The sequence below is a fragment of the Psychrobacter urativorans genome, assembly GCF_001298525.1.
GTDB classification, from domain to species: domain Bacteria; phylum Pseudomonadota; class Gammaproteobacteria; order Pseudomonadales; family Moraxellaceae; genus Psychrobacter; species Psychrobacter urativorans_A.
Genome location: NZ_CP012678.1, coordinates 1,513,128 through 1,528,394 on the forward strand (window position 1 = coordinate 1,513,128; position 15,267 = coordinate 1,528,394).

The window sequence follows — 15,267 nt, forward strand, 5'->3', positions numbered from 1 at the left end:
AGTAATAAGCATTTAATTTGATGGATTAACATTTTGCGCTGCACTCAATGGCTCTGGATGAATCACTTCAAACTTATCATTCACCATATCCGTTAATAACGGCTCGCCTTGTTTATTGACGCGGAATAAACCATATTTTGCCGCTTCAAAAGCTTTCGCATGACCTTCTTGAAAGAAAAAGGCATTGGTTGCCAGTAACACGCTACCATTACGAATACGGTAATGTATCGGCATCTCATTTGTGGCTAAATTATTAAGGTTATCGCGGTTATTATTGTCGGCTAAGCGCACGAAATGTCCGACCTTGTTGTTATCAATTTTTACAATCAGATAGCCTTCATTGGTAGGATAGCTATTAGGATTTTGCTCTAATGCCGCAAATACCTCACGCTCTAGCGCATAACTGAGCGCCATATAATCGCCCTGCATAAAGCCACGCGGATCGACAGGCGCAAGCTCCAATAGAACCGTGTCGCCAGTGGCAAGATGGGTTTCATATTTTGCGATATTGATATTCATGGCGACTAACACCACGAGCAATCCTAATAGCGCCATCGTGATGGTCACGGCGCGTTGTTGCCACCACGGCAGAGTGTGAGCAGAGTGCGTCATAAGATAGCCGCCTTATGGTTCGTTTGGCGCATCAGTATCCAGCGCATCATCAAAACAGTCAGCCCAATAATGAGCATCGAGCCTGATTTGACCAGTAAACTGGTATCGAGCTGATAGTAATACCAAAAGATATAACTGACTAACGCCAATACACCAAGCCCTAATAGCACGCGCTGACTATTGGCAAAGGCAATAATGATAATCAAGCTGGTGGCTAATAATCCCGAAACGTACACCGATATAATGCCCATGATAATAATGATACCGCCAATCAGTACGCTAGATTTTGCTGCTAAATGCACAGGGTAGCGCTTAAGAATAAGATAACCGCCATATAGACTGGCAAGTATCAGCAGCCCTTGCGCGAGGATATAATGATAGCGAAAGGTTGCCTCACTACTGATAAAGCTATTACCGTATTCAGCAGCGATAAAATAAACAGAAACGCACAACAGCATGATGGCACTAGAATAATTGAGCGCTTTACTGATACTAAAAGCAGTGAACCGTAGCTTAGCAGGCACGATATTTAATAAGGCATACCCCTGTAGATTTACCACAATAGTGACCAATGCCAATAGCCCCAAACTCAGCTCAGGCAGCTGATAAAAGCTCAGTAAATAAACCACACTGCCTAATGCTGCCATACTACTGAGCAGCCGATAAATAAAATTGGGTATGAGCATCGTCATAATGATTTGCAACAGCAAAAATAACCAAACATCTAACGGCGTATCCATCTCACTACCGAATATCGAAAATGCAAAATACAGCTGTCCTGCGCCACTCAATGCAAAAGCCAAGCTATTCCAAAAAGTATTGTTACGCGATTTTCTATGTTTAAATAAAGCAAACGCTATCATGCTAAGCACTATGCCGACTATCCATTGCAGGTTGGGACGGTCAAAGATATCTGCTTGATAAAGGATAAGGGTTAAAAATCCAACCAAAAATATACTTGCTAAGATGCCACTAAAACCAAAAAATAAATGAATAAACCAAGGCGTACTGTCATGATTGTCTGGTTCATTCATACTGTCTACAGTCTGTATAGTAGAGCTAGGCGATATCAGCCCAAGCTGCTGCAATTGCGCAAGTATTTGATTTGGGTTTGAATTTGGATTGCTTTTTTCATCATTATCTCGCGTTCGGGCTGTCAGTTCAGCCTCACTGTTTATGTTATCTACGTGAGCAATGCGACGTAACCAAACCACCGCTATAGAGCTCATGGCAATGAGTAATAGTGCGAGAATTAACATGCCGCCCGCTTCCCAATCCTTTAACAACAATTTGCCTGCCCAAAACATCACTACTGCAATCACAGAACCGCATACATACGTCAGCATGAGTAAATCAATATGGCGTTTATAAAAGCGCCAAAGCATAAAGCCACACCAGCCCAGCCATATTAATATCGTGCTCAATGTTATGAATATATCGGTATTGTTAAAGGTCGAGTTGCCAAAAATGAGGTTATCAAAGACGTTAATAATGGCAAGATGAGTAATGAAATAACTACTGAGCAGACCGACGATATAGACACTCCAGTGCAAGCCAGATGCGGTCGGCAGTCTTATTTTAGAATGGACGATTTTAGAATAGAAGTTTTCGGAATTAGCAGTTTTAGAATTGGTAATGTTAGCAAACTCTGAATGAGCAGAATCCGTTTGAAGTTCGGCTGTATTTTTAATACTAAGCAGCCATGCATTTAGCGCCACAAAATTGATGAGCGCCAATGCGCCTACTTGCAACATACTTTGATAATTGGCATCGATAAACAAAAAATCTGCAACATCAAGATAAAGTATCAAGCTGGCATTCACTAAACCCAGCCACAATAGCCACAGCACTGGCAGCCGTGCAATCAGTACCCACGGAATAATAAATAATGCCCAGTTAAAAAATAGCTGCCACGTATCCGCACCAGTTTGATAAACCTGCCCAAATAATGCCAACAAAACACCTGTGATAATACTCGTAATAAAGAGTAACCACTGCTGCACTGGCTGAAATTTCTGCTTAAAAGATAGGATAATATAGAGGGCTATAGTGATGACGAGGGCGCTTTCCACCAACGCAAATTTACCTATTTTGCCCATATGTAGCCAGTTATAGGCAATAAAGAAAACAAGAGATAGTACCAGTGCCACCATGCCAATAATAAGCGATGACTTATCAAAGAACGCTAACCACGAGCGCTTGGTTGGGAAGACTTCTAGGTGAGTCGCTGCTGCATTTGCCTGCGCAATAGGAAGAATGCTTTGCTCAATTAAATGCTCTATAGTACGCCGTGGTGTGCTCATAGCGCTTGCCCATTAAAAACAGTCTGTAGTCCATCTTAGCTGTTTTTATGAGAGACCGATGTAGTAAAGTTATGAAGGCGACCTTAATAAAACTCAATGCGGCTCAACACATGCTCCTGCACAAAATAGGCGCACACATACGCGCTTGGCCATGCAAACACAAACGCCAATCCCCATGAGTGTATCAGCGTCATAAAAAACCCATCATGAATCCCCGTTTTGACGATAATCAATGCCGCCGAAATAATGAGTGACATCATCATCGCCATAAGTCCGGTGAATATCAGGCGATAATAACGTTGGCGGGTACGAATTTTAAAGGTTCGGGTGTCAGTCATGGTTTACTCAGTGCAGCATTATGATAATTAGTATTATAGTAATTGGGATTATGGTTAATCATCATATCGTGTGTTCAGCCATTGGTAAAATGGTTATTATCACGGCTAAGATCACAAAATAACGATAAATGTAAAAGCTAAAAGGAAATCACATGCCAGCACAGCAACACACATCAAAAAACAAGACGTTAGGCATTATTGGCGGCATGAGTTGGGAGAGTACCCAAAGCTATTATCGGCTGATTAATCAAGGTATCAAGGAAAAATTAGGCGGATTACATTCAGCGGAGTTATTGATTCATAGTATTGATTTGGCACCGATTGCTACTTTGCAAGCTCAAGGAGCGTGGGATGAATTGGGTAACATCATGGTCAGTAGCGGACAACGCTTACAAGCGGGCGGTGCAGACGGGATTTTAATCGCCACCAATACCATGCATAAAGTGGCAGACGCTGTACAGACAGCGACCGATTTACCCCTTATCCATATTGCAGAAGTAACGGCACAAGCCATTAATAAGCAAGGTCTAAAAAAAGTTGCCTTACTCGGTACGCAGTTCACCATGACTGAGGATTTTTATAAGCAGCGCCTAATTGATACTGGCTTGCAAGTGCTGATACCGGATACGGAGTCGCGGCAAGAAGTGCATCGTATTATCTATGAAGAATTATGCCAAGGACAACTGCTTGATAGCTCACGCCAATATTATCGACAAGTTATTCAAGATTTAGCGGCACAAGGAAGCGAAGGTATTATTCTAGGTTGCACTGAAATTGGCTTACTCATTAGCCAAGCGGACAGTCCTGTTCCCGTATTCGATACCACCGCTATTCATGCAGCAGCAGCGGTGGATTTTTTATTAGGTAATGCAGTTTTACTCTAAAGCTAGGTTCGGTACTTGCGTTAGCAGGCAAGTATTATCAATAATTTACTCGCCATACTAATGAGCGAAAGCCGCACTGCTAAGCGTGTATATATCGACCGCGCTATTATCATTTATTCTTTTTTAGCATAGGGCGTATATGTAGTCGTCTACGAAGTCGTCGATGCAACCTTGTGATACGGCGCAAAGGTAATCGTTTCCATACCGTTGTCGGAACAATATCACGAAACGACGCACTGGTGCCTGTCTGCGCGCGAAACTCTTCAGACCTTTGTGCAGCCTCTTCTGCGGGCATGTTTTTACCCTGACGCCAGCCGCCATACCAATATAATCCTATTCCCATCACGGCGGTTGCCACCATGCCTGCTGGAAACGACAGCCAAAGCGCATCTTCTCCAAGTAGGGGATAAAGCCCAAAAGCAAAGCCAAGACGCACTGGGTACATTGAAATTATCATGACAATTAGCGGCCAAATCACATAGCCATTTGCGCGCATGGTGCCAAACAGCACCTGCGCTACCCCAAAAAAGATAAAGCCCCATGTCGCCATTAACTGAATATGACGCCCAATTGGCACCGCTGCACTGTCACTACCGAGGAAAAACTCTAAAATAGTTTCATCAAAAACGGTCAGCAGCACGATAATAAAGCCGGTTAATACCAGATTAAAAATAAGCCCCCAACGTGTGATTCCTGCAATCCTGTGCCATTGATTGGCGCCAATGTTCTGTGCCACCATCGCACTAGCCGCGGCACTTAGCGCCATTGCAGGCATCTGTACGTATGTCCAAAGCTGCTGGGTGGCACTATAAGCCGCTGTTGTCTGTACCCCTTCGCGGTTAATCAGCGACAGCATTGTCAACGCCGCCGAAGAGATGACGACCATCTGTAGACCCATCGGCAACCCTTTTGAAAACATCGACCTCAGGATTTCTCGGTTTACACGCAAAAAGCGCAGCTCCGGCAGTCTAAGTGCCAGCACCGAGCCACGCAGATACATGGTGATGACCATACCAATAAGCGCTAACGTGTTTGCGATGGCCGTTGCAAAAGCCGCACCAAATATACCCCATTCAGGAAAGGGTCCGAGACCCAAAATCAGCGTCGGTGTCAAAACGAGGTCAATAGCGACCGATATAATGATGAACCAAAGTGGCGTTGTGGAGTCGCCCGTACCGCGCAGCGCCATCATAATTAATGTAAACGTTAATGTAGTGGGCATCGCAATAAAAATCATGCGCAGATAAGTCAGCGCAAGGTCTGCGGCGCTTGCCGGCGTACCAAGTAAATCAAGTAACGTTGGTGCAAATATCCACCCTAAAGCCGCCACCACGATACTTATCGGGATAATGCTACCCAACGCCGTTCCCATGGTTTGCTTGACCATGCTATCGTTGCGTTGTCCCATTGCCTGACCAATCAAAATAGTAGACGCCATACCAAAACCAAACACAAAGGAGATCAGGATGAACATGAGAATGTTGCCATTCGCTGTGGCTGCTAACGCTTCCTCACCCAAAAATCGACCTACCCAGACAGCATTAATCGAGCCATTTAATGACTGTAATGCTGATGACCCAAGGGTTGGTAATGCAAATAGCAGCATTGTTTTAGGAATCGACCCTTTGGTAAGGTCACGCCGTTTATGGGTGGAGGTAGCTGTTTTGCTCAATGTCTATCCTTTTGCGCTGTTCAAAATGTTGGTCTCTTTTATAGAAAAGCGTCCTACAAAAGAGACCAAATCGTTAACTTTGGATTGATTAGATGAAAACAGTTATTATAAATGAGCGAGTTCCTGTCCTTTGAATTAAAAATGTAATCAGACAATGCTAAACCCACCGCACCCATTATTGTCCGTCATTAAAAGGACCGTAGCAGAATAACTTTTTTTATTGTCCATATGGATAACGCACTTTACGCTAGCAGCGCCTACCAAACGTTGCAATGGTCATGCTGTCTTCAGTCTAGGCGTAAGAGGTGCTTGTGTTAAGATTACTCCTTTTAAATATGACCTTTTTAAAGAATCACGGCAACATTAATAAAAGCAAACACTACAACACCAACCACAATGGTAAACGGTCGCTTACCGCTACTTTTGGCAGCTTTGGCCCAAGGATTTATTTTATGATACTAGTGCGTACCGGACTCACGGCTTTGTTAACCCTGTCTATCATCGGCTGCACCACGCCCAATACTTTTACCGTTGCCACCACCCAAAAACTGGTACAGCATGAACGCTTTAAATCAAGCCTTGAGACCAAAGCGTTTACGCTAGCGTCCGGCGATAATATGACTTATCTAGAAGGCGGTAACTTAGCAGGTAAGCCTTTATTATTAATACATGGTTTTGGCGGTAATAAAGACAATTTCACCCGTATTGCAGAAAAATTAGGCAATTATCATCTCATTATCCCAGACCTCTTGGGCTTTGGTAATTCAAGTAAACCTATGGCGGCAGACTATTGCGCTGATGCGCAGGCGCAGCGATTGCATGAGCTGATGCAAGCCAAAGGCTTAGCATCTAACATTCATATCGGCGGTAATTCGATGGGCGGCGCGATCAGTGTCGCTTATGCCGCCATGTATCCTGACAGCGTTAAAAGCTTGTGGTTATTGGACAGCGCAGGTTTTTGGTCGGCAGGGCTGTATGATAGATATCAACATGCCACCGCCGATAACAATCCTCTCGTTGTCGCCAATACTCAAGAGTATTTTAAACTGTATAAATTGGTGATGAATAAGCCGCCCTTTATACCTAAAACCGTGCAAGCGGTCTTTGCGCAAGAAAATATCGCCAATCGCAATTTGCAAACCAAAATCATCGAACAAATCGTGGAAGATAATGTGGAGACACGCGCCAAAGTCGTCGCCCAATATAATATTCCCACCTTAATTGTTTGGGGACAAAAAGACCAAGTAATCAAGCTTGAAACCGTGAACTTGATGGCTGAATTGATGCCAAAGGCGCAAATCATTACGATGCCGAAAATTGGTCATGTACCGATGATAGAGGCAGTGAAAGAGACGGCGAAGGATTATAAAAAGTTTCGGGCGGGGATTAAGAGTGAGTAATTGCTGTCAGCGGAAAGGCAGTTATTCTCAAAATATTAGCTTTTATAATAATAGAGTCCAAATAAAAAAAGAAACATCAGTATGTCTGGTGTTTCTTTTTTTATTGAGTAGAAAATAGTAGAGTGAGTCAGTTTTTTTAAGCCTAACAAAATAATTTATAAAACGTAAACTGTTTTAAACAATTAGCAGAAATTAGCTTCATTCACTTTTCAGCTTACTTATTCATTAGTTCAACTGTAACGAGCCTTTTGCACTCATCAGTAAGTTAACCACATCATCGGCACTAATGACACCGAAGCGAGGGTCAATTGTTGATTCAGCAACATTATTGTGAATCATGCATGCTTTACACACCAATACTTGACCACCTTGCTCCATAAAGGCTTGTAGTAGTTTAGCAGCAGGTTCAAAAGGCGCACCTATATCAATGCCATCTAGCGCGTTAGGTAACGCTAAATGTACGGCATCTACCATCAAGATGAGCGTCGAGGAATGACCTCTTTTGAGTGCTGTGACTGCCATCGTAAATGCTAAAGTTATTTTGTTTGGGTTGGTTTCGTTATCAAATAAAGTACCGACATAATCTGTAGTTGTTAGCATGTCAATCTCCAAATAAGCTGCATAGGAATATATATGAGGAATGTATCTGAATCACTGACATTCTAACATTTATTATACTTTTTTATATAATGTATTGTTGTTAGATAGTAATCTTGAAGTTAACTCATTATATTAATTTTCGAGGCAATGCTAAAGTAAACGCAACCCGACCTATAAACTAAATGACGTTATGAGTTTTTAGAAATCAATCCATCGGTGGCCAAGGACGATCTTGATCGCTCTCAATCCATTCAGCCACATAGCCAGTCGGTGGCAACTTCCAATCCGCTTTACCCAATGCCGCAAGTACCCGTGCCGTCTCAATCACTTTTCCGCCTTCAGTCACACCCGTTCGTAGTAGCGCTGATGAGCACGGTTTGCCTTTGACCCACATCGATTGTTCCACGTATATCCAACGCTTATCAATGGCCACGATTTGAGTTTTCATGGTAACTTTATCAAAGGCGCGAATACGCTTACGATATTGAATCGTGCTGCCTGCCACCACCAAGCCCCAACGCTGTTTTAAAAGCTGTTTTCCAAGTCCCGTACGCACGGCAAAATCCGTCCGTCCCAAGTAATACAGCGTCAGCACGCGTCCATTATTCATCTCTAAAAAATTATCAATATCCGTTAAACGCCAGCGCAGTGTTATCTCGCCAACCTTAGAGAGCGGTAGCGTATTGCCTTTTTTTACTTGTAGAGCGGCGTGTGCAATAGTGGTGGCATAGCGAATAAACGGATACATAGCAGCACTCTTTTTTTAGGTCTATTTTTCAGGCTTATTGTTAGGTGTGTTTTTAGGCTTAGATTTTTGCTTGATCAATTAGCGATACTTTTTCAGGGCGATTTCACATACGTGACGCTACATCTTTAAAGAAGCTTATCGCGGTTTCAGGTAACCAGTCCAAATTAAACTTCCGATCTTGATAATCTAAAAAGCCAATATGCCCACCATGCTGAGTATTTAGCAATGTGACGCTGTTAGACACGTCACCGTTGGTGGCAACCGCGCCTAAGAATGGATCATCTTTGGCACTGATTACTAAGGTCGGCTTGGCAATATGAATCAGATGCGGTAGGGCAGAGGCTTTATTATAATAGTCATTTTTGGAGCGATAGCCGTGGCGCGGTGCGGTAAAAATATTATCAAATTCACTGATAAGATTGGTCGCTTTAACGGCTTTAATTTCCTCTTCAGTAAGGTTGTTATCAATGGCTTTTTGGATAATCGGGTGCAGCAGATAGGGGGTGTAAATACGCCTACCGACAAAACGCTCCATCGCTATTGATGAAGACAGTAAATCGACTGGCGCTGATGCCACGACCGCCGCGACGCAAATGGCTTTTTCGTTATAGTCACTCATATATTTCGCGAGCGCATTACCACCTAGAGAGACGCCAACGCCATATATGGTGCTGTATTTGCGCGCTAAATATTGCAATGAGTGCTCAAGCTCTTTGGTATCACCTGCGTCATAAAATACTGAGCCTTTAATCGGGACGCCGCCACAACTGCGAAAATGGGCGACTACAAAATGCCAGCCTTGACGGTGTGCGGCATACGCTAAGGTACGGGCGTAATGGCTGTGGCTACTGCCTTCCATTCCATGAAAAAGTACCACGAGCGGCTTATGATATTTATCATCCGATAAGACGATATCGTTGGTATCATAAAAGTCGTAAGCAACCTCGCTTTCATCGAGCGAGTCTTTGACCAGTTCGCGCCGATAGATAGGCACATCAGGGGCGATAAATTTTGGCAATATGGTTTGCAAATGCGCATTCGCGAGCCAAAAGGGCGGTTTAAATTCGGTATAGGTAAAAGTACTCATAAAAGGGTATCAAATAATATTAAGGTATTAGAAATGGGAGCAAATGGGGCAATTAACAAGTATGGCGACCATTTAAACGTTAATAACTGAACATTAATAAATATCAACGCTATCAACCAAAAAAATTAAGTTTCACGTGAAACGTTGAATTCATGTGTGAATAATTAATCAGGATTAATTATTCTTCAGTCGACAAGACTTTACCTGCCATTGCCAATTCAGCTTTTAACTGGTCAACATCCCGCTCAGCGATAGTAATGGTCAATAACACTTGCTTGCTATAAGCCACCTCGTCAATCGTGCCATGTAAACTATCAACTACATAGCGACATTGGGCTTCGGTCGCGAACTCTGCTTGAATGTGGAGTTGGGTCATTGGTACATAAGGGCATAATATCATCTCATCAACAGCCGCTTGCGCAGAACCCGCATACGCCCGCGTCAGACCACCAGCCCCCAATTTAATACCACCAAAATAGCGCACCACAATGATAATAATATTGCCAATTGACTTATGTTGCAGCACATTTAATATCGGACGACCTGCTGTACCATTTGGTTCGCCATCATCGTCAAAGCCTGCACTGGTCGTATTATGAGGGTCACCGATAATATACGCCCAGCACCAGTGACGGGCATCGGCATATTGCCCGCGTAATTGTTCCACGTGAAACATGGCTTGTTCACGCGAGGTTACGGGATAAGCATAAGCGATGAACTCAGATTTCTTAATCTCAAGACGGGTATGCACCGCGCGTTGTAGCGTTTGATAGCTCATATTTAATCAGGGTCTAGGTTGAATATGATAAACTTACAGTATTATCACAGCTGACCATATTTGGCAGCGTGTTCATTTTATTCCCCACTATAGCAACTGATGGTAGCAAATAGCATGCGTTTAGATAAATTTATTAGTAAGGCCACCGAGCTGTCGCGTAAAGAAGCCAAAAAAATCCTGCACGCGGGCGAAGTCACAGTTAATGATAGCGTGACCAAAGACGTTGGCTTACACGTCGACATCGAAAATGATGAAATCGTTTGGGCAGGCGAGCCGTTATCGGTAGCGACGGGCAATCGTTATATTTTATTGCATAAGCCGGAAGGCTTTGAATGTACCTTGAAAGTAAAAGAACATCCTATCGTCACTGAATTGATTGCCGTGCCTGAATTGGGTAGCTTACGTATTGCAGGACGTTTGGACGTCGATACAACAGGTGCGCTGCTGATTAGTGATGATGGAAAATGGTTACACCGCGTCACCAGTCCTAAGCACGAACACGCCAAAATCTATGAGCTGACGTTGGCTGAGCCGATGGATGAAGCGCAGCAAGCCAATGCGGTCGAAGAAGTGGCGCAAGGTATCTTATTAGAAGGCGAACATGAAGAAACCAAGCCTGCGGTTCTCGAATTTATCGACGCGACGCATGCGCGCTTGACCTTAGAGCAAGGCAAATACCATCAAGTCAAACGTATGATGGGTTACTTCGGTAATCGTGTTACCGAGCTGCATCGCGCCAGTATTGGGCATATTACTTTAGAAGGGTTAGATAAAGGCGACAGTCGCTTTTTAACCCCAGAAGAAGTGGCAAAATTTTAGTAAGAAAAAAGCTTTAATGCACTTTTGAGGTTAAGTCTAAGTCTAATCTAATAGTGTATATCTAAAAGTTATCATAAAAAATAGCGGTAACCATTTTCTGATTTGGAAGAGGGCTGCCGTTATTTTTTTGCTTATTGATAACGTTGGTCTTAATTTATAAACGTTATATAAATCGGCTGTGTTGCCTGTCTCTTAAACCTCAGTAGCAGTTTTGCAAAATAACCGCCTTATCCCGACCGACCATTTCATGATGTGATACAGTCCTTATCAGCTTAATTAATCTACTTTTTTACATAGTGTGATTAGCATTTATTAAAATTCTGATAGGACTTACCCTGTGAAACGACCTGTATTCAAATTTGCCAGTATAATGAGCGCGATATTATTAGCGACGACTGCTTGTGCGCAACCTGCGACTTCCCAATCGGTCACTCAAAACGCTAAACAAAATATGCAAAATACACCAGTAGCGGGAAAAGTTAGCGCGACTGTCGATAGCCGATTACGCCAAGTATTGACCCAAGCCGGTATTAAAGCGCAAATAACCTCTATCGTGCCATCGAATTTACCTAATTTGTATCAAGTCAGCCTAGCGGGTCAACCACCGCTACATATCAGCGCCGATGGTAAATACGTCATCCAAGGTGAGCTACAAAAGAACCCAAGCAAGCGTCAAGTAACCAAAATATCTGCGCGTAGCACGAGCGCGCAAATCGGTATGCCAGTAAGCGCCGCGGTCAAATCTTCAATGCTTGCCAATATGAGCGCTCTGAAAAATATGAGTGCTAAAACGCCGTTTTTCTATACCGCTATTCCGGGCGTGATTTGGGGCGCAACGCTTGAAGGTGTGCCGTTTTTAATCTCGGATGATGCGCAGTATGTTACCGATGGCGAGATATCGGTCATTGAAAATGGTCAATTTACCGGACTGGATGCCAATTTTGAAAAACGCAAAAACCAATCAGTATTTAAAAGTTTAGATGAGTCGCAGCTGATTACTTATCCCGCAACCAGCCCTGAAAAAGCGGTTATTTATGTGGCAACCGATGTTAACTGTCCTTATTGCCGCATGCTACACAAGCAAATGAGCGCGCTGAATAAAAAAGGCGTGACCGTCAAGACGATTGGCTATCCCATCTATGAGCAGTCACCTGAGCAAATGCGCGGTATTTGGTGTCAAACCAGTGATCCCAGTCGCCGTAACGCGTTAGATAGCGCAATGCTCACCGGAAAAATGACCCCAGCACCTACAAGCTGTAAAGCAAATCATGTGACTCCGAACCGCGAAAAAGCGGCGGGACTTGCGGTAGTTGCGACCCCTGCTATTTTCCGTGACGATGGCGAGCTGTATCAAGCCAGCTTTGAAAGTCCGGAGTTTTTAGAGTTTTTAGGGGTTCAATAAACACTCAGTCAGTATCCATTAAAAATAAGTGCTGTACTTAACTTAAACCGCCGTATCAATGCATGTTGATACGGCGGTTTTTTGATGGCTGCTAACGGATAGTTAATACAGTAGTTATAGCAAAGGGTTTAAGGCAATACCACATCAACAATTTTCCACGTTATCAACCCTTGACGCTGCATATTAATCGTTAACGGGTAACCTTTAACTTGCCCACTAATGGTAAAGCAATTGATACCGCAATAGCTGAGCGTTGGCTTGGCACTGTCCGTACCTTTCGCCACGTGTTGTTCTAGCTCATCCGCTTGCTTGGTCATCATATTCTGAATCTGATTTTTCACCACCGCATTGACGTCACCGCGCTGGACAATCATATCGCGAATCAGTATTTTTAAATCAATTTGATTGCTTGAGATAGCCCATGCAGCGGCAAGCTCTTTGGTCGCGGTATTGGCTTGACCTTGAGTATCAATTAATTGCTCTATATTTTCTGGCGTGATTGCGCCATCTACGGCTTGCACGATAAATTCATCGGCGGCTTGGGTAAGGGCATCCCCGCCCAATTCAGCAATGGCGGGATATTGACTCATGGTAGCCGCAAATTTATCCGTCAGCTGTTTATTGATACTTGGGCGCAGCTGCTCATAGTCAATCGCCGCTGAGATAGTCGCGCCATCTTTAGCATCATAGGCTTTTTTAAGCTGATAGGCGCTGTAATAAGGTGAGCCGGCATAGATTGCCACGGCGATAACGACCAGTAACGACAGTAATATGGTCAGTTTTTTCATAAATATCAGTACCTTTACAGAATTTTTATCGTAATTATTACCGTTAATAAGGCGATAAATATTAGCACGACTTAAGGGCTTAAAGGTATGAAAATGTGACAGTGGCTTGCTGTAGGTATAAGAAAATGATAAACAGTTATCAGCAGAGACAGCCGATACCTTAAGAAAATATCAGCTGCTATCAATATTTTTTACTTTTTTATATCAATATCAGCAGTGCTACAACGTATCCTCTGAATTTAGACGGGCAACAGCTTGATAAATCAACGCAGCATCTCCATTAATAGCGCAAACTTTTATTAATTGATGTGGTTAAACAGCATACCGCCGTTTTGGCTTGCAACGTTCCGTTACTCCTTATTTTTTATATCCTTATAGCTGAGGTTTCATGTGAAACACTGGCGTGCGAATAATGATAAAAAATAAGTGTGATTATCGATGAGATTGTGAGCAGGCAGGGCTGTGAAGACGATAGGAGAGCCCATGAGTAAGCGCGATTTTTATGAGATATTAGGCGTCAGTAAAACCGCTGATAGCAAAGAGATTAAACGATCGTATCGCAAGCTGGCGATGAAATATCACCCCGATCGCAACTCTGACGATCCAAAGGCGGAAGAGAAATTCAAAGAAGCGTCGATGGCTTATGAAGTGCTCAGCGATACCGATAAGCGTTCTGCTTATGATCGCATGGGACATGCCGCTTTTGAAAATGGCATGGGTGGCGGCGGTTTTGGTGGCGGTGGTAACTTCCAAGATATCTTTGGTGATGTTTTCGGCAGTTTTGGCGATATTTTTGGTCAGTCACGCGGTGGCGGTGGTGGTAATCGTAGCCGTACTCGTCGCGGTTCAGACTTACGTTATATGCTGGAGCTGACTTTAGAGGAAGCGGTTCGTGGCTGTAAAAAAGAGATTGCCTTTACCGCGCCTGCGCCTTGTGGCACTTGTGATGGTAAAGGTGCGAAAAATGCCTCAGACGTGGTCACCTGCCAGATGTGTCATGGGCAGGGTCAAGTGCGTATGCAGCAAGGCTTTTTTCAAGTACAACAAGCGTGCCCACAGTGCGGTGGTAGTGGACAACAAATTAAAAATCCATGTCCTGACTGTCATGGTAATGGGGTCAAAGACAAATCGCGCAATTTAGAAGTCTCTATTCCAGCCGGCGTTGATGATGGTGACCGTGTACGTCTAAGCGGTGAAGGTGAAGCGGGCGGTGCAGGCGTGCAAAATGGCGACTTATACGTCGAAGTACGGGTCAAACCGCACGATGTCTTTAAGCGTCAAGGTGCCGATCTTTATATGGACGTGCCTGTTAGCATCACGGATGCTGCGCTCGGTAAAGAAGTTGAGATTCCAACCTTAGATGGTAAAGTGAAAATTAAAATTGCCGAAGGTACACAAAGTGGCAAAATGCTGCGTGTACGTGGACGCGGCGTGACGCCGGTACGCACCACCATGAAAGGTGATTTGATTTGTCGCGTGGTGATTGAAACGCCAGTGGATCTGACTCGCGAACAAAAAGATTTACTGCGTCAATTCCAAGACACGCTTGACGGTGATAGTCATCATCAGCAATCACCACATAAAAAATCTTTCTTTAAGAAAATTGGTGACTTGTTCGACTGATAATATTAATTATTCATTCCTATTAGCAGTCATCAGCCTAGGAGTTTCACGTGAAACTCTTGGGCTTTTTTATGCTCGTTATTTAAAGTTATCATGGTTCTTTATACAAATATTATGTCTACTCGGCTCACGATAAGTCTTTGCTAACGGGCGCAAAATCATTTCATGCTATGATATTCAATACCATGATCAGCAAGCACCACTTTATATAAT

14 protein-coding genes are annotated in these 15,267 nt (G+C 43.5%); 5 read left to right on the forward strand and 9 right to left on the reverse strand.

Annotated elements, in window-relative coordinates; all coding sequences use genetic code 11:
- Positions 1-12: 12 nt before the first annotated feature.
- The 3 genes from AOC03_RS06530 to AOC03_RS06540 all read right to left on the reverse strand — a co-directional run bounded on the left by AOC03_RS06530 (position 13) and on the right by AOC03_RS06540 (position 3,253).
- The gene (locus AOC03_RS06530) at positions 13-612 is read right to left on the reverse strand and encodes a GDYXXLXY domain-containing protein (RefSeq protein ID WP_062534367.1); all 600 of its coding nucleotides are present in this window, start codon (positions 610-612) and stop codon (positions 13-15) included.
- Entirely contained in the window at positions 609-2,915 is a 2,307-nt protein-coding gene (locus AOC03_RS06535; protein ID WP_062534369.1) for a DUF2157 domain-containing protein, read from the reverse strand. The genes AOC03_RS06530 and AOC03_RS06535 overlap by 4 nt, the downstream gene beginning before the upstream one ends.
- Positions 2,916-2,998: 83 nt before the next feature.
- On the reverse strand, positions 2,999-3,253 hold the full coding sequence (locus AOC03_RS06540; RefSeq protein ID WP_062534371.1) for a DUF2798 domain-containing protein: 255 nt from the start codon (positions 3,251-3,253) through the stop codon (positions 2,999-3,001).
- Between the two features lie 152 nt (positions 3,254-3,405).
- Between AOC03_RS06540 and AOC03_RS06545 the strand changes: the two genes are divergently transcribed.
- Positions 3,406-4,137, forward strand: a complete 732-nt coding sequence (locus AOC03_RS06545; protein WP_062534373.1) for an aspartate/glutamate racemase family protein — start codon at positions 3,406-3,408, stop codon at positions 4,135-4,137.
- Between the two features lie 109 nt (positions 4,138-4,246).
- Here the strand turns inward: AOC03_RS06545 and AOC03_RS06550 are convergent, their stop codons facing one another.
- Positions 4,247-5,809 (reverse strand): MATE family efflux transporter, encoded by a 1,563-nt coding sequence (locus AOC03_RS06550; RefSeq protein WP_062534375.1) that lies wholly within the window; start codon positions 5,807-5,809, stop codon positions 4,247-4,249.
- A gap of 452 nt (positions 5,810-6,261) precedes the next feature.
- Between AOC03_RS06550 and AOC03_RS06555 the strand changes: the two genes are divergently transcribed.
- Positions 6,262-7,209: an alpha/beta fold hydrolase gene (locus AOC03_RS06555; RefSeq protein WP_062534377.1), complete on the forward strand. Its 948-nt coding sequence runs from the start codon at positions 6,262-6,264 to the stop codon at positions 7,207-7,209.
- 225 nt (positions 7,210-7,434) lie between these two features.
- On the opposite strand, the gene AOC03_RS06560 is transcribed toward AOC03_RS06555, so the two are convergent.
- The 4 genes from AOC03_RS06560 to AOC03_RS06575 all read right to left on the reverse strand — a co-directional run bounded on the left by AOC03_RS06560 (position 7,435) and on the right by AOC03_RS06575 (position 10,422).
- Complete coding sequence (locus tag AOC03_RS06560; protein ID WP_062534379.1) at positions 7,435-7,809, reverse strand: DsrE family protein; 375 nt, start codon at positions 7,807-7,809, stop codon at positions 7,435-7,437.
- A gap of 205 nt (positions 7,810-8,014) precedes the next feature.
- Positions 8,015-8,557 (reverse strand): acyl-CoA thioesterase, encoded by a 543-nt coding sequence (locus AOC03_RS06565; protein ID WP_062534381.1) that lies wholly within the window; start codon positions 8,555-8,557, stop codon positions 8,015-8,017.
- Positions 8,558-8,660: 103 nt separating this feature from the next.
- Entirely contained in the window at positions 8,661-9,644 is a 984-nt protein-coding gene (locus AOC03_RS06570) for a YheT family hydrolase (protein ID WP_062534383.1), read from the reverse strand.
- 178 nt (positions 9,645-9,822) lie between these two features.
- A complete protein-coding gene (locus AOC03_RS06575; RefSeq protein WP_062534385.1) occupies positions 9,823-10,422 on the reverse strand; it encodes a YigZ family protein in 600 nt (199 codons plus the stop codon).
- 114 nt (positions 10,423-10,536) lie between these two features.
- Between AOC03_RS06575 and AOC03_RS06580 the strand changes: the two genes are divergently transcribed.
- Complete coding sequence (locus AOC03_RS06580) at positions 10,537-11,241, forward strand: pseudouridine synthase (protein WP_062534387.1); 705 nt, start codon at positions 10,537-10,539, stop codon at positions 11,239-11,241.
- A gap of 337 nt (positions 11,242-11,578) precedes the next feature.
- Positions 11,579-12,643 (forward strand): disulfide isomerase DsbC N-terminal domain-containing protein, encoded by a 1,065-nt coding sequence (locus AOC03_RS06585; protein WP_062534389.1) that lies wholly within the window; start codon positions 11,579-11,581, stop codon positions 12,641-12,643.
- Between the two features lie 128 nt (positions 12,644-12,771).
- Here AOC03_RS06585 and AOC03_RS06590 read toward each other — a convergent pair whose 3' ends face one another.
- The gene (locus AOC03_RS06590; RefSeq protein WP_062534391.1) at positions 12,772-13,431 is read right to left on the reverse strand and encodes a DUF2939 domain-containing protein; all 660 of its coding nucleotides are present in this window, start codon (positions 13,429-13,431) and stop codon (positions 12,772-12,774) included.
- 483 nt (positions 13,432-13,914) lie between these two features.
- Here AOC03_RS06590 and dnaJ point away from each other — a divergent pair, with 483 nt between their 5' ends.
- Positions 13,915-15,054 carry a molecular chaperone DnaJ gene (gene dnaJ, locus AOC03_RS06595; RefSeq protein WP_062534393.1) on the forward strand — a complete coding sequence of 380 codons (1,140 nt, stop codon included), beginning with the start codon at positions 13,915-13,917 and terminating at the stop codon, positions 15,052-15,054.
- The last annotated feature ends 213 nt before the right edge of the window (positions 15,055-15,267 follow it).